The sequence below is a fragment of the Acetobacter estunensis genome, from assembly GCF_019083805.1.
GTDB lineage: Bacteria > Pseudomonadota > Alphaproteobacteria > Acetobacterales > Acetobacteraceae > Acetobacter > Acetobacter estunensis_A.
Window position 1 is genome coordinate 384,582 of sequence record NZ_JAHRDV010000001.1, and the last position, 22,863, is coordinate 407,444.

Annotated in this window: 23 protein-coding genes and 1 tRNA gene; 16 read left to right on the forward strand and 8 right to left on the reverse strand. The window is 58.1% G+C overall.

Annotation, left to right across the window (positions count from 1 at the left end):
- Positions 1-186: 186 nt before the first annotated feature.
- The 3 genes from KUA11_RS01930 (at position 187) to KUA11_RS01940 (ending at position 3,983) form a co-directional block, all read left to right on the forward strand.
- Positions 187-870: a Fe2+-dependent dioxygenase gene (locus KUA11_RS01930; protein ID WP_217408791.1), complete on the forward strand. Its 684-nt coding sequence runs from the start codon at positions 187-189 to the stop codon at positions 868-870.
- A gap of 154 nt (positions 871-1,024) precedes the next feature.
- Positions 1,025-3,310, forward strand: a complete 2,286-nt coding sequence (locus KUA11_RS01935; RefSeq protein WP_217408790.1) for a TonB-dependent receptor — start codon at positions 1,025-1,027, stop codon at positions 3,308-3,310.
- A 16-nt stretch (positions 3,311-3,326) separates the two neighbouring features.
- On the forward strand, positions 3,327-3,983 hold the full coding sequence (locus KUA11_RS01940; protein WP_254454591.1) for a tetratricopeptide repeat protein: 657 nt from the start codon (positions 3,327-3,329) through the stop codon (positions 3,981-3,983).
- Between the two features lie 206 nt (positions 3,984-4,189).
- On the opposite strand, the gene bioB is transcribed toward KUA11_RS01940, so the two are convergent.
- Positions 4,190-5,194: a biotin synthase BioB gene (gene bioB / locus KUA11_RS01945; protein WP_217408788.1), complete on the reverse strand. Its 1,005-nt coding sequence runs from the start codon at positions 5,192-5,194 to the stop codon at positions 4,190-4,192.
- Between the two features lie 160 nt (positions 5,195-5,354).
- Here bioB and KUA11_RS01950 point away from each other — a divergent pair, with 160 nt between their 5' ends.
- The 12 genes from KUA11_RS01950 (at position 5,355) to KUA11_RS02005 (ending at position 17,405) form a co-directional block, all read left to right on the forward strand.
- On the forward strand, positions 5,355-7,103 hold the full coding sequence (locus KUA11_RS01950) for an EAL domain-containing protein (protein WP_217408787.1): 1,749 nt from the start codon (positions 5,355-5,357) through the stop codon (positions 7,101-7,103).
- A gap of 103 nt (positions 7,104-7,206) precedes the next feature.
- Complete coding sequence (locus KUA11_RS01955; RefSeq protein ID WP_217408786.1) at positions 7,207-8,037, forward strand: ferritin-like domain-containing protein; 831 nt, start codon at positions 7,207-7,209, stop codon at positions 8,035-8,037.
- A gap of 112 nt (positions 8,038-8,149) precedes the next feature.
- Complete coding sequence (locus KUA11_RS01960; RefSeq protein ID WP_217408883.1) at positions 8,150-10,228, forward strand: M13 family metallopeptidase; 2,079 nt, start codon at positions 8,150-8,152, stop codon at positions 10,226-10,228.
- Positions 10,229-10,261: 33 nt separating this feature from the next.
- Positions 10,262-11,020: a glycine betaine ABC transporter substrate-binding protein gene (locus KUA11_RS01965; protein WP_166316845.1), complete on the forward strand. Its 759-nt coding sequence runs from the start codon at positions 10,262-10,264 to the stop codon at positions 11,018-11,020.
- A gap of 5 nt (positions 11,021-11,025) precedes the next feature.
- The gene (locus KUA11_RS01970) at positions 11,026-11,346 is read left to right on the forward strand and encodes a hypothetical protein (protein ID WP_254454590.1); all 321 of its coding nucleotides are present in this window, start codon (positions 11,026-11,028) and stop codon (positions 11,344-11,346) included.
- Positions 11,347-11,354: 8 nt separating this feature from the next.
- A complete protein-coding gene (locus KUA11_RS01975) occupies positions 11,355-11,858 on the forward strand; it encodes a YdcF family protein (protein ID WP_217408785.1) in 504 nt (167 codons plus the stop codon).
- Between the two features lie 107 nt (positions 11,859-11,965).
- Positions 11,966-12,937 carry an ACP S-malonyltransferase gene (gene fabD, locus KUA11_RS01980; RefSeq protein ID WP_217408784.1) on the forward strand — a complete coding sequence of 324 codons (972 nt, stop codon included), beginning with the start codon at positions 11,966-11,968 and terminating at the stop codon, positions 12,935-12,937.
- Between the two features lie 34 nt (positions 12,938-12,971).
- The gene (fabG, locus tag KUA11_RS01985; RefSeq protein WP_217408783.1) at positions 12,972-13,715 is read left to right on the forward strand and encodes a 3-oxoacyl-[acyl-carrier-protein] reductase; all 744 of its coding nucleotides are present in this window, start codon (positions 12,972-12,974) and stop codon (positions 13,713-13,715) included.
- Positions 13,716-13,988: 273 nt separating this feature from the next.
- Positions 13,989-14,228 carry an acyl carrier protein gene (locus tag KUA11_RS01990; protein WP_166316854.1) on the forward strand — a complete coding sequence of 80 codons (240 nt, stop codon included), beginning with the start codon at positions 13,989-13,991 and terminating at the stop codon, positions 14,226-14,228.
- A gap of 79 nt (positions 14,229-14,307) precedes the next feature.
- Positions 14,308-15,594 carry a beta-ketoacyl-ACP synthase II gene (gene fabF, locus KUA11_RS01995; RefSeq protein ID WP_217408782.1) on the forward strand — a complete coding sequence of 429 codons (1,287 nt, stop codon included), beginning with the start codon at positions 14,308-14,310 and terminating at the stop codon, positions 15,592-15,594.
- Positions 15,595-15,660: 66 nt separating this feature from the next.
- A complete protein-coding gene (locus tag KUA11_RS02000; RefSeq protein WP_217408781.1) occupies positions 15,661-15,903 on the forward strand; it encodes a DUF3297 family protein in 243 nt (80 codons plus the stop codon).
- Positions 15,904-16,139: 236 nt separating this feature from the next.
- Positions 16,140-17,405 carry an NAD(P)/FAD-dependent oxidoreductase gene (locus KUA11_RS02005; RefSeq protein WP_166316865.1) on the forward strand — a complete coding sequence of 422 codons (1,266 nt, stop codon included), beginning with the start codon at positions 16,140-16,142 and terminating at the stop codon, positions 17,403-17,405.
- A gap of 210 nt (positions 17,406-17,615) precedes the next feature.
- Here KUA11_RS02005 and pqqE read toward each other — a convergent pair whose 3' ends face one another.
- The 5 genes from pqqE to pqqA all read right to left on the reverse strand — a co-directional run bounded on the left by pqqE (position 17,616) and on the right by pqqA (position 20,788).
- Positions 17,616-18,707 carry a pyrroloquinoline quinone biosynthesis protein PqqE gene (gene pqqE / locus KUA11_RS02010; RefSeq protein ID WP_254454589.1) on the reverse strand — a complete coding sequence of 364 codons (1,092 nt, stop codon included), beginning with the start codon at positions 18,705-18,707 and terminating at the stop codon, positions 17,616-17,618.
- Positions 18,695-18,988 carry a pyrroloquinoline quinone biosynthesis peptide chaperone PqqD gene (gene pqqD / locus KUA11_RS02015; RefSeq protein WP_217408780.1) on the reverse strand — a complete coding sequence of 98 codons (294 nt, stop codon included), beginning with the start codon at positions 18,986-18,988 and terminating at the stop codon, positions 18,695-18,697. The genes pqqE and pqqD overlap by 13 nt, the downstream gene beginning before the upstream one ends.
- Entirely contained in the window at positions 18,985-19,716 is a 732-nt protein-coding gene (gene pqqC, locus KUA11_RS02020; RefSeq protein ID WP_217408779.1) for a pyrroloquinoline-quinone synthase PqqC, read from the reverse strand. The genes pqqD and pqqC overlap by 4 nt, the downstream gene beginning before the upstream one ends.
- Positions 19,713-20,636 carry a pyrroloquinoline quinone biosynthesis protein PqqB gene (gene pqqB, locus KUA11_RS02025; RefSeq protein WP_217408778.1) on the reverse strand — a complete coding sequence of 308 codons (924 nt, stop codon included), beginning with the start codon at positions 20,634-20,636 and terminating at the stop codon, positions 19,713-19,715. Before pqqB ends, pqqC begins: the two co-directional genes overlap by 4 nt.
- A gap of 71 nt (positions 20,637-20,707) precedes the next feature.
- Complete coding sequence (gene pqqA / locus KUA11_RS02030; RefSeq protein WP_010666882.1) at positions 20,708-20,788, reverse strand: pyrroloquinoline quinone precursor peptide PqqA; 81 nt, start codon at positions 20,786-20,788, stop codon at positions 20,708-20,710.
- Positions 20,789-21,154: 366 nt separating this feature from the next.
- Between pqqA and KUA11_RS02035 the strand changes: the two genes are divergently transcribed.
- A tRNA-Thr gene (locus tag KUA11_RS02035) sits at positions 21,155-21,230 on the forward strand.
- A 930-nt stretch (positions 21,231-22,160) separates the two neighbouring features.
- Here the strand turns inward: KUA11_RS02035 and KUA11_RS02040 are convergent.
- Entirely contained in the window at positions 22,161-22,469 is a 309-nt protein-coding gene (locus KUA11_RS02040) for a helix-turn-helix domain-containing protein (RefSeq protein WP_217408777.1), read from the reverse strand.
- On the reverse strand, positions 22,466-22,846 hold the full coding sequence (locus tag KUA11_RS02045) for a type II toxin-antitoxin system RelE/ParE family toxin (RefSeq protein ID WP_217408776.1): 381 nt from the start codon (positions 22,844-22,846) through the stop codon (positions 22,466-22,468). The genes KUA11_RS02040 and KUA11_RS02045 overlap by 4 nt, the downstream gene beginning before the upstream one ends.
- Positions 22,847-22,863 lie beyond the last annotated feature (17 nt).

Consider the following 22,863-nt stretch of genomic DNA (forward strand, 5'->3'; position numbering starts at 1 on the left):
CCACTGGATTACGGGTGTTCGTATGTTCGGAGTCATCATCCGTAACATCGCGAAACTTCCTGTTGGTTCTATGACGGGGCTTGGTTATGAGTGCAACTGATAATCGGTTGCATAATATGACTGACGCGCCATGTGGCGGGGAGTGTGACTGGTTTTGTTGGTGGATCGACAGGACGGGAGTGTCACATGCTTATTCATGTGCCGGAGGTGCTCAACGCCGAGGAACTGGCGCGGTGCCTTCATGTATTGGAAGACATTCAATGGGTGGACGGTCGGGTTACGGCGGGAGACCAGTCAGCCAAAGCCAAAAAAAACCTCCAGGTTCCCGGAGATTCCTCGGCCGGTCAGGAATTATCCGAGCTTGTTTTGCGCGCATTGGGACGCAATCCGATTTTTAACAGTGCGGCTCTTCCGCTGCGTGTGTTTCCACCGCTTTTCAATCGTTACGATGCGGGGATGCACTTTCACGCGCATGTGGACAACGCGATCCGTCCCTTGCCGGGCACGGGATTTCGCATTCGCACGGATGTATCCTGCACGCTCTTTCTAACCGATCCGCGAGATTATGACGGAGGAGAACTGGTTGTGCAGGACACGTATGGAGCACACAGCGTCAAGCTGCCTGCGGGCGATATGGTGCTTTATCCCTCAAGCAGTCTGCATAGCGTCACGCCCGTGACGAGAGGCAGTCGCTGGGCGTCCTTCTTCTGGACGCAGTCGATGGTGCGAGACGACACAAAGCGAACGCTGCTCTACGAGTTTGACCGTTCGATCATTGCCACCCGCACAGCCTTGCCGGATGAACATCCGGGAGTGCTTGGCCTGACCTCGACCTATCATAATCTTCTTCGCCAGTGGGCGGAGTTATGAGGTGATACTCAAAAGCCACAATCATGTTTTGACACAGTGCGTTCACGACTCATTTGTTGCGAATCATTCTCGTTAGCATGTAGCGCAGCGTCATGTTTCGCTTCGGATGTGTAACGGCCGAAGCAGACGAAAGATTTCGTAGTAGGAGACGGGAATGAGCAGGTCTGACAGGTCGGTGGTGCGGAGCGTCCATGTGCCACTGGCCATGATTTTTGGTGTGTCGGCCGGGTTGGGGGTGCTCGGCGGCGAAGCCGAGGCGCAGGAAGCGGCTCCCAACAACTCGGAGACGGAGAGTTCTTCCATTCGTCTGCCATCGGTAAAAGTGCGTGGTACGGAAGACCCCGGTGTGGCGGCGGGCAATACCAATAGTCAGGTTCTGGGCATTTCACGTATGCCAACCTCGGTGCGCGAGACGCCGCAGGCCATTACGGTCATTCCCAAGGAAATCCTCAAGGAGCAGCGAGCCTATACGCTGGATCAGGCGCTTGCGAATGTGCCCGGGATCACGCTTTCTACGGGAGAGGGGAATGGCGGCCTGAATGGCGATCAGTTTCGTATCCGCGGTCTTCAGGCCCGACAGGATATGTACACGGATGGCCTGAAAGATTTCGGTACCTATACACGCGACATGTTCAACATGGACAGCGTGCAAGTCATCAAGGGTGCGACAGGCGAATACTTTGGCGCGGGCAATGTCGGCGGTGTGATCAACCAGAGCATGAAGCATGCTCATGCGGGTGACAGCTACAATTACGATCAGGCTTTTGGTAGCGCGTCCCTTTTCCGGGGAGCGGGCGATATCAATTATCAGATCGATGACAACATGGCCTTGCGTGTCAACGGCATGTACAATCGGTCCGATGTGGCGGACCGGGATCATGTGACATCAAACCGTTATGGCACGGCAGTCGATTTCGGGGTGGGTCTGCGCAGCAAGACCTCATGGCATCTGACGTGGCAATGGCTGAACAGTGACAGCACACCGGATTACGGCGTGCCGATGATCCAGATGAGCGATGGCATCTATCGTCCCATTACCAGTCACGGTCTTGCGCGAAACACCAGCTATGTGCGCGATTTCGACCGCGACAAGTCTGACGTACATTCCCTGACATCGGCTCTAAAGTCCGAAATCACACGCTGGTTCACGCTGACGAATGACACGCGCTGGACCAAATATGACCGTCAGTACACCGCCACAACCCCTGGTCCGTGCTCGGGAACATGCGCGTCTCAGTTTCTCGCGGGGGGCAATCCCACCTTGCCGTATGGAGCAGGGGGTGGTGCGGCCTATGACCAGCATGGATGGGGCGCTCAAAATGTCCTGATGGGGCAGTTTCGTTTCAAGACCGGCTTTGTGCATCATGACATCAAGGCCGGTGTGGATGTGAATTATGTCAATGACGATCGTTATTACGGAAGCTGGAGCGGCCGCTCCAACACACAGACAATCCGTGACCCATATTACCACACTTCAGGAACCAGCCTGACATTTCCCAGGTCTGGATATCGTAATGCGGATGCCACGGATGTGGGGCTGTTCTTTTCCGATCATATCCAGTTGACCAAGCAGTTGGCACTTTTTGGCGCGGCTCGATGGGATACGTTCCGAAGCAGCTATGTCGCCCAGAAAGGCGGAGACCGCGCGACCCAGAAATCTGATCGCTGGAGCCCCTCTGGAAGTATTGTTTATACGCCGCTCGAAATGGTGTCGTTCTATTTCACTTTTGCGCGTTCGTATAAGCCGGTTGGTACGGATGTGGCTTCAATGGTCACGCTCAGTGGTAACACAGGGGAAACACCGGCAACGGGTAAGGACTTTTCTCCGCAACGCAGCGATCTCTTCGAATTTGGCAGCAAGGCGGACTTTTTCGACAAACGTTTGGGTGCTACACTGGCATTCTTCCAAATCAATGAAAGCAATTCCCATTATTACAATGACAATGGCGACCTGATTACGGGATTTGCCGATCAGGGCAGCGGGCGTCGCATCCGAGGCGTGGAGTTAAGCCTTACGGGAAAGATCACGAAGAACTGGGATATTTACGGATCCTATTCCTACATGGACGGTAAGGTCACGCAAAGCACGACGTCCAATGGGAATGAAGCTCCTCAAGTGCCGCACAACAATTTCTCAGTGTGGACATCGTACGATCTCTCCAGTCGTATTCTCAATCCTGGCTGGGGGCAGCTTAAGGTTGCGGGAGGCGCGCAGTATTCATCGGGGTATTGGGCCGGACCGGATATTACCAACACAGCCCGTATGCCCTACAATTTTTCGCTTAATGGCATGGTGGCGTGGGAGCTGAAGCACTACCGTGTGTCCTTTAATGCGAACAACATCACTGATCACCTGAACTACGGATCGTCATTTTCGACGGGACGTGCCGTTCCGACGTCAGGTCGCACGTTCCTGGGCAATATCGGTGTTACTTTCTGATTGCTTGATGCTTCAGATGAAAACTCAGGATGATGTTTCTGGCCTGTCCCTTTCGGTGGAGAGTTTTCTCGCTCTGGGACAGATCAGTTTGAATCAAGGTAATCTTGGCCAAGCATTTATTATGTTTGAGGCGGCGGCTCGCAGCGGAGATGTGCGGGCCGTCAACATGCTTGGTCGGGCATTTGCCATGGGGTGGGGCACGGTCAGAAATCCTGTCATGGCAGCGCAATGTTTTCAGGTGGCGGCTCGGGCGGGCTATGGATGGGCGATGTTCAATCTTGCCGATCTGTACATGCAGCAATCAGCACTTGAACGAAATATCCATCGGGCGGCCGAACTTTATTTTTCTGCGGCTCGTCTTGGTGTGACCAAAGCTTTGAACATGCTGGGACTTCTGTATGAAGAAGGACTGGAGGGCACGCCAGACACTGCGATGGCATTCAGATTGTTTCAGATGGCGGCTGAGGTAGGAGATTGCTGGGGATGTCTCAATCTTGGGCGCCTGTATCTTGAAAGAAAACAGTTCGAACAAGCGGCCTTCTGGCTCGATCACGCGATCTCCATGGGCTTTGATGATGTGTATAGAGGTGTTGCCCTGCTTGTGGGCGAGGCTTCCTGTCATGTCGCATTGAAAAAAGTATTAGAGCGGGTGCAATGTCTTCTTTGTGAATGAACCCAAGACCGTCTGATTTGACGACCGCCATCATCTTTCGACTGCGTTACTCTGGCTACCCAACCGGACGTTCGTGCCCATCAGCAGAGTTGCAGGAGCCCGTAAAAAGGGAGCGGTCGCTGACCCCTGTCTTTGGCCCGGTTCAAGAGTCGGCCTGCTCGCTGTGGATATGCTCAGAACGGCCTCGCAACTTGAAAACCGACGTCTCAAGCAGATGTCGCCACCGTGGTGCGCAGGCCAAGCCGGTCCAGCAATTGCCGGTCCCGCGTTGCGGCGGGATTGGGCGTGGTCAGCAAACGCTCACCGTAGAAAATCGAATTCGCTCCCGCCAGAAAACACAGCGCCTGAGTCTCGTCACTCATGTTTTCGCGGCCAGCCGCCAGTCGCACATGGCTTGCGGGCATTGTCACGCGAGCGACGGCAATCATGCGCACGAAATCGAGTGGATCGACCTCTTCAGCCGAGGCAAGTGGCGTTCCTGCGACTTTCACCAACAGGTTGATGGGCACGCTTTCAGGGTGCTTGGGCATGGAAGCCAAGGCCGCAATCATTCCAGCCCGGTCCGATTCGCCTTCACCCATGCCGACGATACCGCCGCAGCAGACATTGATCCCGGCGTCACGGACATTGGCCAATGTATCGAGGCGCTCCTGATAGGTGCGCGTCGAAATGATCTCACCGTAGAACTCGGGCGACGTGTCGATGTTGTGGTTGTAATAATCCAGCCCGGCGTCCTTCAGACGATGCGCCTGCGCGTCATCGAGCATTCCCAGAGTCACGCATGTTTCCAGTCCGAGAGTCTTTACGCCCTTGATCATGGAGCACACTGTTTCAAGGTCATGATCCTTGGGTGAGCGCCATGCCGCTCCCATGCAGAAACGTGCGGCGCCCGCCTCTTTCGCACGGCGGGCTTCCGCCACAACCTTCTCCACGGCCATGAGCTTCTCGGCCTGCACGCGCTCTTCATGACGGGAGCTTTGCGGGCAATAGGCGCAGTCTTCGGGGCAACCGCCGGTCTTGATCGAGAGCAGGGTTGAAATCTGGATCTCGGTGGGATCGAAAAACATGCGGTGCAGTGTCTGCGCCCGGTACAGAAGCTCCGGGAAGGGAAGGTCAAGCAGAGCCTGAACATCTGCGCGCGTCCAGTCGTGGCGCAACACTGACGAGACGGGCGTGGAGGTGGCGGAGTGAATCTGGCTGCCATCGGCCATGTTGCGGAACCATCCTCTGATCGAAGCGCGGAGTGAAGCCTTTCCTTGGCATGGAACGACGACGCTTTACAACGCAGTTGCGATTTCGCGACGATTTTAAGTTCTCCTTATTCTCTTTCCCGCACTCTGGGGCGTCGAAAGTGGAAATGTGCGGAGACCCATGGCCCCCCACAAAGAGAATAAGGCCGGGGCTTCGGCGGACCGTCGGCTTGAACAACTGGCGGCGCTGGCGTTTGCGGCGGCTGACGTGTTGTTCGAGGTGGATCGGGTTTTCCGCATTCGTCATGTGGGCGGAGCCATCGCGAAGCTGGTCGGACACCCACCGACGGCAGTGCGTGGCCTCTCCCTGTTCGATCTCATAGCGCCGCAGGATCGCATTTTTCTCCGCCGTGTCATGGAGGCCTTCGATCGTGAGCAGCCGGTCGGGCGGCTGGCGATGCGTTTCCTGCATGCAGGCACCCCCGAACTTGTCACTGCTATTGTGGGCATGAGTCCGATGCCCGGCGTGAAGGGGGAGCGTCTGGTCACGGCGACCATCCTCGATCGCACATTTGTCGCGGATGCTGGTAGTGACGGGTTTCTCGACCGCACCTCTTTCATCGATCTGGCGCGAAGGCTTGTGCCTTCAGCAGAGGAAAAACCCCGATTCGAGGTGGTCATGCTGGCGCTGCCGCCTCTGATGAAGGACTCGAAACTGCGCTCAAGTAAGTTGGGGATGGCTTTTGCCGCAGAGGCCGAAGCTATCCTTCGTCTGAACAGCGAGGGAGGCGCCGTGACGCGACTGGGGGAAGACAGTTTTGCCTTCATCCAGAAGGCCGGCGAAGACCCATCCGTTGTGGAGCAAAAAATTATCGAGGCCACGGATGTTTTGTTGGCCCATCCACGCAGTCAGACCCTGCCGCTTGACGCCTCCCTGATGGAACAGGAAGAAGTGGAGGCGGCCCTTGAGCACGCCCTTGCGACCTTTGCGAGACATTCCGCCGATTGTGCACCCGTCACGAACCTGCCTGACTGTCTGGCGGCATCTGCCCGTCAGGACCGGGAACTTGTGGCGTCCTGTCGCAGCATCATTGAGGATGCGACGTTCTTTCAGGTTCTTCAGCCGATCTTGACGCTCAAGACCGGGATCATTCAGCATTACGAAGTGCTTACGCGGTTCGCTCAGGGCGTTGCACGAGGTATTTCCAACACATCCGAGTTCATTCAGATCGCCGAACAGGTTGGTATGATCAACACATTCGATCTCGTGAACTGCGTGAAGACGATCAAGCTGCTTCAGAAACTGCCCGCCAGCGTCCGTCTGGCGTTGAATGTTTCGGGACGGTCGGTGCAGTCAGCGGAATTTGCCGAGCGTCTGCGGGGGGTGCTCGAAGGAAGCGACACACAAGTTGCGCCTTCCCGACTTCTGATCGAAATCACCGAAACGCGTGGAATCACCGAATTCGAACAGCCATGTGCTCTGTTGCAATATCTTTTCCAACGCGGTCATCGCATCTGCCTCGATGATTTCGGCGCAGGCGCCATGAGCTTCGAGTATCTGCGGCGTTTTCCTGTAAGCTATGTGAAGATCGACGGTCCGTTTTTCCGTAATGCCATGATAAGCGGGCGTGATCGTATCCTTGTGCGCACCATCGCACGCTGTGCGTTCGAACTGGGATGCCGGACCGTGGCGGAGATGATTGAAACCGAAGCGGAATCTGCGCTGGCGCGGGAGTTGGGCATCGAATGCGGGCAGGGGTGGCTGTTCGGTAAGCCGGTCACCGCCGACGTTCTCATGGCGACATTTAGCGATCATCCGCCACGACAGCCGGCACCCTCACGTATGGTCAGTCCGGCTCCAACGCCTCCTCCTGCCCGTCGCGTGGCGGCAATGCGGAGTGGCGGAGTGGTGTTTCCGGCCGCAGGATAAAGCCGCCGCCGACAGGCAGCCTTTCTTGACGTCAGGTGTTTTTGAGGGCAGGCGAGGGCGAAGCAGGCGCGGCGCTCCACGCGCGTTCAGGAACGGGGATGGCATGAAGCACTGGCATATCGATCAACTGGACTGGGGCAGTTTCGAGCCGTCGCGTGTGGATCCCGATATTATTGCCGTCGTGAAGGCGGCCGCCGTTGTCGAACGCAACGGCGTCGATTACGCAGTCTATCTTAACCATGTTTTCTCGGACGATGCCGATTTCAGGGCCGCTGCGGACAATTGGGCCATCGAAGAGGTTCAGCACGGTGACGCGCTTGGTCGCTGGGCGATGCTGGCCGATCCGTCATGGGACTATCCTGCCGCTTTTGAACGGTATCGTTCGACCTTTCACATCGATCTGGACACCACGACCTCCGTACGCGGTTCACGAACGGGCGAACTGATCGCTCGCTGCATGGTGGAAACCGGCACATCGTCTTTCTATTCCGCGCTTGCGGATGCCACGGACGAACCGCTTCTGCGCCAGATATGCAAACTGATCGCAGCGGATGAGTACCGCCATTTCAAGCTCTTCTATGACCATATGCGGCGTTATCTCGATCGGGAAAAATTGAGCGGATGGGCGCGCGCGCGTATCGCTCTGGGGCGCATCACGGAAAGCGAGGACGACGAACTGGCGTCCGCCTACTACACGACCAATGAACCCGAGAGCGTGCCGTATGATCGCAAACGGTGCATTGCCGGTTACATGTCGCGTGCGCTCATGTCCTATCGCCAGAAGCATATCGACCGTGTGACCGGCATGGTTTTCAAAACCATAGGCTTCAAGCCTCATAGCCGCCTGCATGCTTGGGCGGCCCGTGGGGTCTATGCCCTGATCCGTCAGCGTCAGCGCAGTTTTGCAAAGATTGCAGCCTCTACAGGAACTTGAGGACGCGGTTCTTTACCCGTGTTCGCTGTCCGGCCTACCATGGCGCCGAACAATTCATCGCAAGGAAAGGCCGACCGTGCGCGCTTTCCGCAAGGCAGGTAGTGCATCCGGTATGTCGCGTTCCAGCAAGATCGTCCGTCCGTCTTTCGCCGCAGCTCTGATGCTGGCGGGTAGCTTCACCACGGTTTCCGGAGCCGTTGCGGCCTCTGCTCCCGAAGCGACGGCGAGCATCGCTCCATGGGGGTTCGACCTTGCCGGTCGCGAGACGACCATCATGCCCGGCGATGATTTTTTCGATTATGCCAACGGTCGCGCCGTCCGCTCTCTGGTCATTCCGCCGGACCGCACCTCGTTTGGGGCATTCGATCAACTGCGCGAACTTTCACGTCAGCGCGTGCGCGACATCCTTGTGGAACTTTCGCAGCGTCCTGCCGCCATTCCGGTCACGACAGTGGAAAAGCTGGGAACATATTACGCCGCGCTGATGGACGAAAAGACCATCGAGACGCTGAGTGCGTCGCCGTTGACGGCCGATCTTACGGCCATTCGCACCGTAGCCAATCCGGCTGATCTGGCCCGTGTGATTGGCAGCGGGCAGACCACCTTCCAGTATTCTGCCTTTGCGCTGTCTATCCAGCCCGATGCGAAAGATCCGACGCGATTTACCCTGACACTGGATCAGGGTGGGTTGGGGATGCCCGACCGGGATTATTATCTCAAGCCAGAGTTTGCCGCGAAGAAAACCGCCTATCAGGCCTATGTCGCGAAAATGCTTTCTCTCGTGGGATGGCCGGAGGCAAGCCGTCGTGCGGCCGATATCGTGGCGTTGGAAAGTCAGATCGCAAAGGCGCATTGGGCGCGCGCCGACATGCGCGATCCGGAGAAGACCTACAATCCTCGGACCGTGGCCGAATTGATCGCGGAAGCGCCGGGTTTTGACTGGATCGCGTGGCTGAAAGGGGCGGGCATCACGCCGCCACAGGCGGACAAGGCCCGTATCGTCGTGGGGGAGCCTTCCGCGATTGTGGGTGAGGCCGCTGCGCTCGGAGCAGCGTCAATGCCTGTGCTCAAGGCGTGGCTGGCTTTTCATCTGGCCAACAATGCAGCGCCGGTTCTGTCCTCGTCCTTTGTGAACGCCTCTTATGCCTTCAATCGCAAGACCATTGCCGGTCAGCCGCAATTGGCGGAACGCTGGAAGCGGATGACCGACGCGACAGATGACGCGATGGGCTGGGCGATTGGCCGGATTTATGTGGAGCGCTTTTTCCCAGTCGAAAGCAAGGCCGCCATGGAGCAGCTTACGGCGCGTCTGAAAGCGGCTTTTCGCGTCCGTCTGCAGAACAATGACTGGATGGCCGCCGAGACCAAGAAGCAGGCGCTGGTCAAACTGGATCACTTCGACATTCAGGTGGGGTATCCCAAAAAGTGGCGGGATTACGAGAGCCTCACCATCCGGGCGGGGGATGCGTATGGCAACGCAGAGCGTGCCGTCGCGTTCGAGTGGCGTTACTGGCTCGCGCATCTCGGCAAGCCAGTGGACCGCGATGAGTGGGACATGACTCCACAGACGGTCAACGCATACAACAATCCCGTCTTCAACGAGGTGGTCTTTCCGGCCTCCATCCTTCAGCCGCCGTTCTTTGATCCCAAAGCCGATCCCGCCGTTAACTATGGTGGCATTGGCGGTGTCATCGGCCATGAGATGACGCATGGTTTCGACGATGAGGGACGTAAGTTCGATGAGCAGGGCCGGCTGCGCGACTGGTGGACGAAGGAGGACGCCGAGCGGTTCGAGCAGCGTGGCGCGCGTCTCGGAGCGCAGTACGATGCGTTTCAGGTGCTGCCGGGCGTCCATCTCAATGGCAAACTCACCATGGGCGAGAATATCGCTGATCTGGGTGGCCTGACCCTTGGCCTCGATGCCTATCGGGCGTCTCTCGAGGGCAAGGAGGCTCCCGTTCTGGATGGCCTGACCGGAGAGCAGCGTGTATTTCTCGGCTGGGCGCAGGTCTGGCGGATGAAAGTGCGCGACGAACGGGCGCGCCAGCTTGCCGTCATCGACCCGCATTCAGCGCCTGCCGCGCGGGTTAATCTGCCTGCTCATAATATCGATGCCTGGTATCGGGCTTGGAATGTCCAGCCCGGCCAGAAGCTTTATCTTGCTCCGGATGACCGTGTGAAAATCTGGTAAGACCGGATTCCCCAAGGAAAGAACTGTTTCATCATGACCACCACACCAACGCTCGCCTACCGTAACACTCCCCTGCATGCCGCAGTGGCCGCCGCGGTTGCACGCGTTCTGGAAGCCTATGATCTTGAACCGGATTATCTCACGGGTGACGGTCCCTCGCTGGCGCAGATGATGGGGCAGGGCGAGATCGATATTTTTGCCACGGTCTGGCTGCCGGGAGAGGATGAGAAATTTCTCTCGGCTGCCGTGGAGCCTCTGGGGTGCCTCTATCGCCCTGCCTTCGCTTTTTTTGTGGCTGAACGGGCGGATAGCCCTTTGAACGGTTTGACCTCTGTGGCCGATGTGGCGGCGTCCGGAGCGGCGCGTCATCTCATCACCCCCGAAAGCCTGCTTTCGCATGTGCGTCAGATGGTGGCGGCTTATGGCCTGACCGAAGCAGGGTTCACCATTGAGACCCAGCCGGACGAGCAGGCGTTTTCAGCCATTGCGGCCGCCGTAAAGAGTGGTGAACCCGTCATTGCTCCGCTGTTCTCGCCCTGCCATCTGATCCATTCGTTGCCCCTGCGTCCGTTGGACGATCCGAAAAAGGCGGGTGGTAACGAGTTGGAAGCGCGACTGCTCATAAGTCAGGCGTTCAGGGAGACTGCAGATCAGGATCTGGTCGATGAATTGGATGAGCTGACGCTGGGCAACAAGGTCGTCAGTGCATTGGATGAAGCCGTGCGTCATCTGGATATGTCACCGGACGAGGCCGCCGAGGAATGGCAGCGCGGCAAACTTCTGCCTCGTTGATCCCAATGAACGTGCCGCCCGATCCGATGCAGCCCGATATCGTGCCCCATCTACGGGGCGTTGACGGCGTCCGTCTGGCAATGGCCATGACGGATACGCATCAACTCACCATTGGAGAGGGGAGGCAGGCCGTGGTGGTGCAACTGCCGCCACAGGCGCGTGGTATTTTCCCACTTATAGATGGGCGCAATACCGTAGCGAATCTGGCCGCCAGACTTGCCACGCGCGGAGTCGAGGCACGCCAGTTCGAAGACGTATGGCGCAAGACCGTGACAGCTCTTGCACCGTTTGGAGTGCTCGAATTGTCGGCTCCGACCACCGGCTGAACGCGCCCATGCTTCCCGTCATCGTCTTTGGTGCGGCACTCGAGCCGGACGGCACGCCCCGTCCTGTGCTGCGTGCGCGTCTGGATGCCGCTCTGCGATTCGGTCGTGAGCGGGCGGACACTGTTTATCTCCTGACAGGCGGTGTTCCCTGTGCCGGACGCACGGAAGCGGCTGTGATGGCAGATATCCTTCGCGAACAGGGTGTACCGAAAGATGCCCTCCTGCTGGAGGCGCGTTCACGCGATACCTGCGAGTCCACCATCGCCTGCACTCGTCTGCTTTGGAAGAAAGGCTATGCAGGGCCGGTGGTGCTCGTTACCAGCGATTTCCACATGATGCGTTGCACCGCAATGATGCGGGCGCTGGGATGGAAGACGCAGGCCGTTCCGGCTCCCGCCTGTCTGGGACGCTCGCGGTCATGGCGGGCGTGGGTCTGGTTGCGCGAGTTTCCGGCCATGCTGTGGGATGTGTTTCTCGTCGCTCGCTGGAGGCTGTGTCAGCGCGGGGTGTGAGTCCGTGCAGGTCGCCCTGTCATTGACTTTCTGCCGTGATTTCCTTTCATCAGGCCGCTCATGCGCGCGCATCGTGTGCTGATGTCATGTCTGTCGAGGAGAGGCCCATGCCTGTTTACGCCTTCGTTTTCCCCGGACAGGGAAGTCAGTCCCCCGGCATGGGACAGGATCTTGCCGACGCCTTTTCCTCTGCCCGCGAAGTCTTTCAGGAAGTCGATGACGCGCTGGGCGAGCATCTCTCGAAAATCATTTTCGAAGGACCGGCCGAATCCCTGACCAGCACGGAGAATGCCCAGCCGGCGTTGATGGCAGTTTCCATGGCGGTCGTGCGCGTGTTGGAACGTGAAGGTGGAATAGACTTTAGCCAGCGCGCCACGCTCATGGCAGGGCATTCGCTGGGTGAATATTCCGCACTCGCGGCCGCCCGGTCCTTCGGCATCGCCCAGGCAGCGCGTCTGCTGCGTCTGCGTGGACAGGCCATGCAACGGGCCGTCCCGGCCGGGGAAGGTGGCATGGCGGCGCTGATCGGCGTGACGCCGGAGCAGGCCCGTGAAGTGTGTGCGGAAGCGGCCATTGTGAAGGTTGAGGGCGAACCGGAGCGGCATGAAATCATCGAGATCGCCAATGACAATGGAGGCGGTCAGATCGTGGTGTCGGGTCAGATCGGAGCCATTGACCGCGCTATCGTTATTGCCAAGGAAAAAGGCATCAAGCGTGCGGTGAAGTTGCCTGTGTCTGCGGCGTTTCACAGTTCGCTCATGCGTCCGGCCGCCGAGGAAATGGCGGAGGCGCTTGCGCAGGCGGATATCCGTGCTCCCATCGTGCCGATTGTCGCCAACGTCACGGCGGAAAAGGTGACATCGCCGGATACGATCCGCGACCTTCTGGTGAAGCAGGTGACGGGCACCGTGCGCTGGCGTGAGAGCGTGGACGCCATGGTCGGCATGGGCATCGATCATTTCGTGGAGCTTGGCGCGGGAAAGGTGCTGTCGGGCCTCATCCGGCGCATTGCCCCGGATGCCAAGACACAGTCCGTCGGCAGTGTGACCGACATCGACAGTTTTCTTCAGAGCTTCTGAAGTTTCCTCAACCATGAGCACACAGGACATTTCCATGTTCAATCTTACCGGCAAGGTCGCTCTTGTCACCGGCGCTTCCGGCGGAATCGGCGCGGCCATTGCCCGGACTCTTCACAAGCAGGGAGCGACGGTCGTGCTCTCGGGCACACGGGAGGCCGTTCTTGCCGAGAGGGCCGCGGAACTGGGTGGCGAGCGTGTCCATATCGTGACGGCCGATCTGTCCGATCCAGCGGCGGCGGATCAGCTTGTCGCGCGTGCGGAAGAGATGGCGGGTGCACCGTTGGACATTCTCGTCAACAATGCGGGCCTCACACGTGACACACTGGCCATCCGCATGAAGGACGAGGACTGGAACAAGGTGCTGGAGGTCGATTTGGCTTCCCCCTTCCGTCTGTGTCGTGCGGCACTCAAGGGCATGCTTCGCAGGCGTGCGGGCCGTATCATCAACATCGCCTCCGTGGTTGGGGCGACGGGCAACGCCGGGCAGGCGAACTATTCGGCCGCCAAGGCCGGTATGGTGGGCATGACCAAGTCTCTGGCGCAGGAAGCGGGGTCACGTGGCGTGACGCTCAATGTCGTGGCGCCCGGCTTTATCGCGACGGCCATGACCGATGTGCTGCCGGAGGCCCAGAAGGAAAAACTGGTCGGGTCCATCCCGCTCGGTCGCATGGGCACGCCGGACGATGTCGCATCAGCCGTGGTCTATCTGGCGTCTGACGAGGCGGCATGGGTTACGGGGGCCACCTTGCACGTCAACGGCGGCATGGCGATGATCTGAGGAGATTTTCCTCGTAACATGTTGGAAAACCATTTGGTTTTTTATTGGTGCAGAGACGGGGCGGCCGAGTTTTGGGGATGTGGACACAGATGAAACAATCGGTGTTTTACGCATCCGCTTGGCGAGCGGAAGATTTCCGTGCTAATCGCCCCGGCAGCCTCGTCGGGCATACCCCGGTTGCCCTGTACGAATGTCCTGGTCTGGCGGATGTCCGGACAGGGCGTGAGCAACTCATTCGCCCGTAGTGCCTGGGCAGACAGGAAGCAGAGACAGATGAGCGAAATCGCTGATAAGGTTAAGAAGATCGTTGTCGAGCACCTCGGTGTGGAAGAGAGCAAGGTGACACCGGAAGCGTCGTTCATCGACGATCTGGGCGCTGACAGCCTCGACACGGTTGAGCTGGTGATGGCGTTCGAAGAGGCGTTCAACGTCGAAATCCCCGAGGACGCGGCTGAGAAGATCGCCACCGTCAAGGACGCGATCGACTACATCGAAGCTCAGAAGGCCGCCTGAGGTCTTTTTCGCGTCCGGGCGAGCGCGGCTTTCGGGCGGCGCCGTCTTTTTGTTTTGACGAACTGAGGAGCAGGCGAGCTTGCTGCAGTCGGCCGCATCTGATTTGGGTCGGAGACGCGTTGTCGTCACCGGCATGGGGATGGTAACCCCGCTCGGGCTCGGCACCGAGAATGTCTGGAAGCGTCTTGTCGCGGGTGAAAGCGGCATTGATCGCATCCAGGCTTTCGATCCGAGCGAACTTGCCGCCCATATCGGTGGAGAGGTTCCCGATGGGCCGACAGCGGAGGGAAAGCTCACCATCTCCGACTGGATTCCTGTCAAGGACCAGAAGAAGATGGATCGGTTCATCCAGCTTGGGATGATCGCGGCGATCGAAGCCGTGGAAGATTCCGGCTGGAAGCCCGAGTCTGAAGAAGACCGGTGTGCGACAGGTGTGCAGATCGGATCGGGGATCGGTGGTCTTCAGACCATCTACGATGCGTCGATCACGGTTTACGAGGGGCGGGCCAAGCGTCTTTCTCCTTTCTTCATCCCTTCTGCGCTGGGCAATCTCGTCTCGGGGAATGTCTCCATTCGCTACGGCTTCAAGGGGCCGAATCATTCGGCTGTGACGGCGTGTGCGACAGGTGTGCATGCCATCGGTGACGCCGCTCGTACCATCATGTTCGGCGATGCCGATGTGATGGTGGCCGGCGGAGCTGAGGCGACGGTCTGCAAACTCGGCATTGCCGGATTCTGCTCGGCGCGCGCTCTGTCAACCGGTTTCAATGACCGACCCAAGCAGGCGTCGCGTCCCTGGGACCGTGACCGTGATGGATTCGTCATGGGCGAGGGGGCCGGTATCGTGGTGCTTGAGGAATACGAGCACGCGAAGAAGCGTGGTGCCAAGATCTATGGTGAGGTCATCGGTTACGGAATGTCGGGCGATGCTTACCACATTACGGCACCCGCCGAAGGCCATGATGGTGCTTATCGGGCCATGTTCGCGGCTGTCCGCAGTGCGGGAATCACACCGGGCGATATCGGCTACGTGAACGCGCACGGCACCTCCACTATGGCAGACGATCTTGAACTTTCTGCCGTGGAGCGCCTGTTCGGCGATGACGGTCGCAAGGTTGCCATGTCGTCCACCAAATCCGCCATCGGGCACCTTCTTGGAGCGGCGGGCGCGGTTGAAGCCATGTTCTCCATGCTGGCGATCCGCGATGGTGTGGTGCCGCCGACGCTCAACCTCGACAATCCTTCCCGCGAGAGCATCATCGACCGCGTGCCGCATCAGGCACAGGAGCGGAAGGTGAACATCGCGCTGTCCAACAGTTTCGGATTTGGCGGAACCAATGCCAGTGTGATTGTGCGGGGCGTCTGATCGTGCCCATAGGGCCGCCTTCGGGCGGCCCTTTTTATATCCGAAGCCAGCTTTCAGGTGTTTCTTATGAGCGATTCCCTTCCCGACCGTCTTTCTGCTGATCCGGAAAGCCCATTTTTCAATGAAGCCCTTCTTGCGCGTGGTGTAGGTGTGCGTTTCAAGGGCGTGGAAAAGACCAACATCGAAGAATACTGCGTCAGCGAAGGCTGGGTGCGGGTGGCTGTCAGCAAGACGCTCGATCGGCGTGGGCGCCCCATGACAATGAAGCTTCAGGGGCCGGTCGAAGTCTGGGTCAAGGACGAGGCCTGACGGCGTAGCGCGGCGCATGCGCCTTTGCTCGCTTGAGCGTGCCATTTCTTTTTGCCAGTGAACCTCTGTCCGCCAGTGGTGTTCTTTGCTTCGAAAGCAAAGGATTCCAGCCTGACGAATGGAATCCTGTTATGCGCAAACGACAGCCATGGAGTGCTTGCTCCCCACTTTCAGGAAGCGCAGGCTGACATTCATGTGAATGACATCGTCTTTCAGACAGTAGGGAGTGGCGCGACATGAGTGAAACAACGCCAGCGCAACAGCCGGACAAGCAATTCACCATTTTGATCGTGGGTGGCGGTGCGGCCGGTATTGCCGTAGCTGCCCGTCTGCGCCGCGAGCGGCCTTCGCTTTCAGTCGGTGTCATTGATCCGTCCACCACACATGCCTATCAACCCGGCTGGACGCTGGTGGGGGCAGGCGTGATGACTCTACGGGAGACGCTGCGTCAGGAAGGCGGATTGATCCCCAATGGCGTGACATGGCTTCGTGCTTCCGCCCAATCCTTTCAGCCTGATGAACATGTCGTGACGCTCGATGATGGGCAGCGCATCGGGTATCGGCGTCTCATCCTTTGCCCTGGATTGCAGCTTGACTGGGACAAGATTGAGGGGCTGAGCGAGACGCTTGGTTCCAACGGCGTGTGCAGCAATTATTCCATGCAGCATGTGGAATACACATGGACCTGTATCCAGACACTTAACGGCGGGAAAGCACTGTTCACACAGCCCCCCATGCCCATTAAGTGTGCCGGCGCTCCGCAGAAAATTGTCTATCTGGCCTCGGATTACTGGCGCAAAGAAGGCACGCTCAACCGCACGGAAGTCAATTTCTTCCTAGCTGGAGACGCTCTCTTTGGTGTGGCGTATTTCCGACCGTCCTTGCAGTATGCCGTCGATTATTACGGCGTAAATCTGAACTACAAGCACAATCTCGTGGCTGTTGACGGACCGGCACGTCTGGCGACATTTGAAGTGACGGCGGGCGACGGGACAAAAACCCGCGAAACGCATCCTTTCGACATGCTTCATGTGACGCCTCCACAGAGTGCGCCGAATTTCATCAAGGCCAGCCCGTTCGCGGATGAAAATGGGTGGGTGAATGTCGATCCGTCCACTCTGCAGCATAAGACATTCGACACGGTGTTCGGACTTGGTGACGTGATCGGCACCAGCAATGCCAAGACGGCAGCGGCCGTCCGGGCTCAGACGCCGGTCGTTGTGGGGAACGTGCTGGCTTCGCTGGAAGGTAAACCTCTCCAGATGCGCTACGATGGCTACGGTGCCTGTCCGCTGACGGTGAGCTACGGCAAGGTCGTGCTGGCGGAGTTCCTTTATGGTGGCAAGCCGGCCCCCAGCTTTCCCTATGACCAACGCAAGCCAAGCCGCTTTGCATGGTTCCTCAAGACGCAAGTTTTCCCGCGCGTTTACTGGGACATGATGCTCACGGGGCGGGACATTAACGTGCCGCATCATCCGGATTGGGTAAAAAACGCCGGTTGATAGGAGGCGGCTCGGCTTGGCTTGGCTGATTTCAGCCAGCCGAGCCGCTTGTCGCTCTAAGCAGAGCGCGGCTCAGAGCGTAATGTAGAGTTGCCATGGAATGTGCGGTGACGGTTTTCTAAGGCCGCCAGTCTCATAAGATCAAAGCTGGCGGCCAATAGAGAGGCTTCTTCTCTTCTTTTCCAGTTCTATCTCCGACGGAAAAAGCACTCAGTCGCCATAGCGCCGATAGACAAAGGTTTCCGTCGCAGTTGCCGCCTCTGTAATGGCGGCATCCACGAGTTTACGGTCTGCGGAACGCTGGCAGACCGGATCGGCGGATTCGGCATGGCCGGTCAGAGCCAGCGCCTGACAGCGACAACCACCCCAGTCTATCTCGCGTCGGTCACAACCTCGGCAGGGTTCAGGCATCCAATCTGTGCCGCGGAATAGGCCGAACAGTTCGGATTTTTCCCAGATATCCCCTAGTGAGGCGTCGTGAACGGTGGGAAACGTTACATCCGGAATCGTCTCGGCGGCATGACAGGGCAATACCCGGCCGGATGGTGTCACGTTGAGAAAGCGTTGGCCCCAGCCGCCCATGCAGGGTTTGGGCTCATCGGCGTAATAATCCGGTGTCACGAAGTCGATAGCCATGCGGTTGCCAAACCGGGTCCGAGCGGCCGTGACGGCGCGTTCGGTGTCTTCGAGTTGCTGACGTGTGGGGAGAAGGGCGGAGCGGTTTTTGAGGCCCCATCCATAATATTGCGTGTGCGCGATTTCCACGCGGCGCGCTCCCAGTTCCTCGGCCAGATCGAACATGGCGGGCACACGTTCGGCGTTGAGGCGATGGATCACGAAGTTCAGGGTCAGCGGCATGCCATCTTCGGCGATCAGTCGCGCGGCCGCGATCTTGCGACTTTGGGCACCTTTCATCCCACCTATGATTTCGGCCTGCTGTGGATCAACATCCTGAAAGGAGAGCTGGACATGATCCAGCCCGGCATCCGTCAGCCTTTCAAGGGAATCCCGATCCAGCAATACACCTGAGGTGATGAGATTGGTGTAGAGACCAGCGCGTGACGCCTGTCGCACGAGGTCGGGCAGATCCTTGCGCGCCATCGGCTCGCCGCCCGAGAAATGGGCCTGAAGCACGCCAAGAACGGCAGCCTCGTCCAGCACGCGCTGCCAGTCCTCGGTAGAGAGTTCGTGGGCTTTTGGTTCCAGCGCCAGCGGGTTGGAGCAATAGGGACACTGAAGCGGGCAGCGATGTGTCAGCTCGGCCAACAGGCTCATCGGGGGAGGAGGGGTCACGCCTTCCATGTCAGCACCTGCCGCTCGGCCAGATCCTGCACCATTGCCTGCACATCGCGCGCAATCAGGTCGCGTGGGGCGGTAAAGGCAGTGGCAAGATCGTCGATGATGGCCCGTAACGTGGTGTGCCCATCGACCCGGCGCAATATCTCGGCCGCGATTGGATCGGCCAGAAAGGCTTTTTCTGGAGCCTGCACCACCCACTGATCCCGCACTCGGTCATGTTGCAGGCGTGTGCCGCGGACAAAGGTGGGAATCCGCTCTTCAGTGAGGAGAGAAGCGTCCGTCATGCCGGGCGGAAACAGCCAGGTGGGATGCGGCCCGGTGTTACATAGGCATAATCCAGCGCATCGAGCATCGACCAGAGCACGCCGCATTTGAACTTCAGTGCCCGGAGCACGGCCTGCTGCTGCTCGACTGTACTGGCGTGTTCTTTCACATAGGCCAGTGCAAAATCGGAATCGCGGGGAGCCTGTGTCAGACGCGGTGTGAAATAGGCCAGCGTATCCTCGGTGATGAAGCTGTAATTGCGGAGCATTCCCGCCACGCGCTCGGAGATGATGGTGGGGGAGAACAGTTCTGTCAGCGAGGAGGCAATGGCTTCCAGAATCGATTTCTCACCCACGAAATGCACATAAGCATCCACGGCAAAAAGCGTGCCGGGAAGCAGCCCTTCGAGCGATTCCACATAATTCCGGTCGAGCCCAAGCCCATCCGTCAGATGCAGCCAGCGGGCGATGCCACCTGTACCCGGAGCATCGCCGTCATGATCCTCGATACGCCGCCGCCATTCGCGCCGCAGTTCGGCTGTGGGCAGACGGGCGAGAAGAGTGGCGTCCTTCGCGGGGATGCGGGCCTGATAGTAGTAGCGGTTCAGCGCCCAGGCCTGCACCTGAGCTTTGCTCAGCTTGCCGTCATGTAGCGCCCGGTGGAACGGGTGACGATTGTGGTAGCGTTCGGCGCCGATGGCGCGCAATGCGGATTCGAGTTCATCGGGTGTCAGAAGCTTGTCACTCATAATGTGATCCTCATGCCGTCATGGGACACTTCCCATCCAGCGGCTTCGGCTTCAGCCCGTTCGGGCGAATCCTCCAGCAGGATGGGGTTGGAATTGTTGATGTGGATAAAGACCTTGCGCTTCACGCCAAGATCGCGGAACGCGGCAATGGTGCCATCTGGGTCATTGACGGACATATGGCCCATCCGTTTGCCGGTTTTCTCACCCAGCCCGGCGCGAAGCATTTCATCGTCCGTCCAGAGCGTGCCGTCGAACAGGACAAGATCCGCGCCGCGCAGACGGTCACGCAGGCGATCCGTCATGCGGGCACAGCCGGGAATGAAGACGATCCGTGCGCGACCGTCCGTAACCTCAAGACCGACCGTTTCGCCGTTTTCAACAATCGCTGCGGGGTCCGGCCCTTTTTCCGCATAAAGCGGCACTTTTCCGGGCACGGCGAACAGCTTCATCGACAGACCGGTTGGCCGGCTCTCCAGTGTGGTGAGCGTATGGGGCTCGTCGAGCTTGACTTCGCTGCGTGTGACGACCGCACGATTCAGAGCCTCAAAAATCGGGTTGGCATCCAGTTGATCCAGCACTTGCCGGGTCGCGAGAATCTCGAAGGGTTGCCGTTCGCGAAGAGTGAGAAGGCCCGTGATGGTGTCCACTTCCGCGCCCGTGAGGACAACGCCGGTGATGGGAGTCGAGCGCAGGTCCGTCTTGGGATGCAGGACGGGCGTCTGGTTGATCTGTTGACGCAGATCGGGAGACGCATTGATCACAAACCAGTGTTCACCATCGCCGCTGAGGGCAATGGACGCCTGTGTGCGGGAAGGAGCGAGAGGGTCGCCGGAGCGTGCCCGTTGGCACCCCGGGGCGTTGGAGTTCCATTGTGGGAAGCCTCCACCAGCGGCGGCGCCCAGAACGACAAGATCAATCATGACTCAAGCCCAATAAACGCAAAACGCCGCCAGCGCGAGGCGGGCGGCGTTTTCAGCGGATCTGCGGATCCTTATTTCTTCTGACCGCAGACGTAGCTGTTGATCTCGGCACCCAAGGGCACCTCAGTGATCTTCGGCGTATTCCAAGCCATATCTCGTCTCCTTCTTTGAAGCGGTGAGTGCCGTCACGATACCGATGAATGGAACGGACGACCAGCATGAGGATGCATGGCAGAGCATCATCTATGGTCTGTGAATAAACACAGGATTTCTTCGAGTTGTTTTTTGAAATGCTATTTTGAGAAAAGGAATTTTTTATATGTTGTGTGCGCCATTGAGGCGTGAAAAACAGGCACGTGGCGTTATCCTCACATTCTTGTGAATATTCTGTGAGAGTTGTTAACTTCTGTGGGTGATTTCCTCGGTCTTGCGGATTTCGGTTGGCTTGGGAAAAAGAGACGAAGAAGAGGCTTGCGCGGGTTTTATACCTGCGCTAGAAGCCTGCCACCGCAAGGCGGGCCGGTTTAGCTCAGTTGGTAGAGCACGTCATTCGTAATGATGGGGCCAGGGGTTCGAATCCTCTAACCGGCACCACTAGCCTCGCGGTTTTCCAAGACAATTTGTTTTCATGTTGAGGCGGGCAGGCGAGGGCCTTTCTCCCCGGACTCAATCCGGACTCATTGGCCACTGATCGCGCCATCAGGTCACGTCGGCGCGGGCAGGTGTCCAGTTGCTGGGCGATTCTCTTCATGCCCCGGATCCTGCTGCTTGCTCTTCCTGGACGCCTCTGTGATGCTCTCTCGGATCGCTTCATGCCGGCACGTCGCCGCGATCGATCATGGATCACTCATCAGACCCGTCAGTCGGACGACAACAACAACAACACCAAGTGGTTTTTTCTTTGCTCAAAGGGTGCCTCTAACCGGGGCGCGAATAACCCCCGGAGCACGACCCTCCCAGGAAGGACCCGTAGAAAATGCATAGGGTGGTCTCCATCCATGCGTATCACGCATGGTTTTCCATTCTGCCAAGCTATGCGTCTATCGCATGACATTCCGCATTTTCTCCCTCTCACTTTCCGTCCTCTTTCTCTCCCTTGTTCTCAAAACGGTGTAACAGGTGTAACGGTGTAACAAGTGCAAATAAGATACGGATTTCATTGTATAAAAACGTGTTACACCTTTTTGGGTGCCCTGTTACACCTTCAAAAAATGTGTAACACCACCCGGCACTGATTGGCTGTTTTCCGCCATTTTGCGCGTTGTGCTCCAATGAGCAAAGTATATTATCCACAGGCAGGCCGATCATTTTGCGCTGCGATAGGCATGCGTTTTTCGCATGAATAGAGGTGCAATTCAGGCGGTCAGAGCAAAAAACGGGAAGAAAGCCACCGCGCTGCCCGCGCGCCCCGACGCTCATCCTGATGACAAGAAAGGATGCTCATGGAGTATTGCTGACGACGAAAAAAGGGCCGGAACATCGTTCCGACCCCCAGTTTTGTCTTCGCATGTTTCCGAAGGATTTTTAGGCCGCCGCTTTCTGCAGGGTAATGTGTGCCCGTAAACCTGCTCGCGTCGCCATGGCGAGCAGGCTATCCAGAGAAAACCGGTCGAACTTACGTCGCATGAGGTCGGACACCCGCGGCTGTGTCACGCCAAAAGCTGCCGCCGCACGCACCTGCGTAAGGCCGTTATCCTTCACGAATCGTTCTAATGCCGCCATGACCTCAGTGCGAAGCTTCATGTTCTCAGCTTCTTCGGTCGTGTCGCAGATTGCATCCCACACGCTATCGAAGCACTGCGGAGCCGCGAACTTCTCTGCTTGTTTGGTCATCCCTGCTTCCCTTTCTGCACTGGCGCCTTCTTCGTGGCTTTTCGAAGACCGCTACAGACTGTCCCCAATCGCTTTGAAGCCAAATCGATATCCCGTTGGGGAGTTTTTTGGCTTTTCTTCTGGAAACAGTGCAAAACGTAGACCTTGTCCCCGAAGTTCGCCACGTACAGAGAACGATAGATACCGTCCTCACCGCTGACGCGAATCTCTTTCACTCCTGGGCCGACAATAGCCATTGGCTTCCAATCGGATGGGTCACATCCTTCTTGCACCAAGGCTAATTCGTAACCCATTTCTCTCATGATTTCGGGAGGAAATTCCCGCAGATCTGCAAGAGCTGTGCCTACGAATTCAATCGGCTTTCGGGTCGACGCCATGACTCTATATATACACC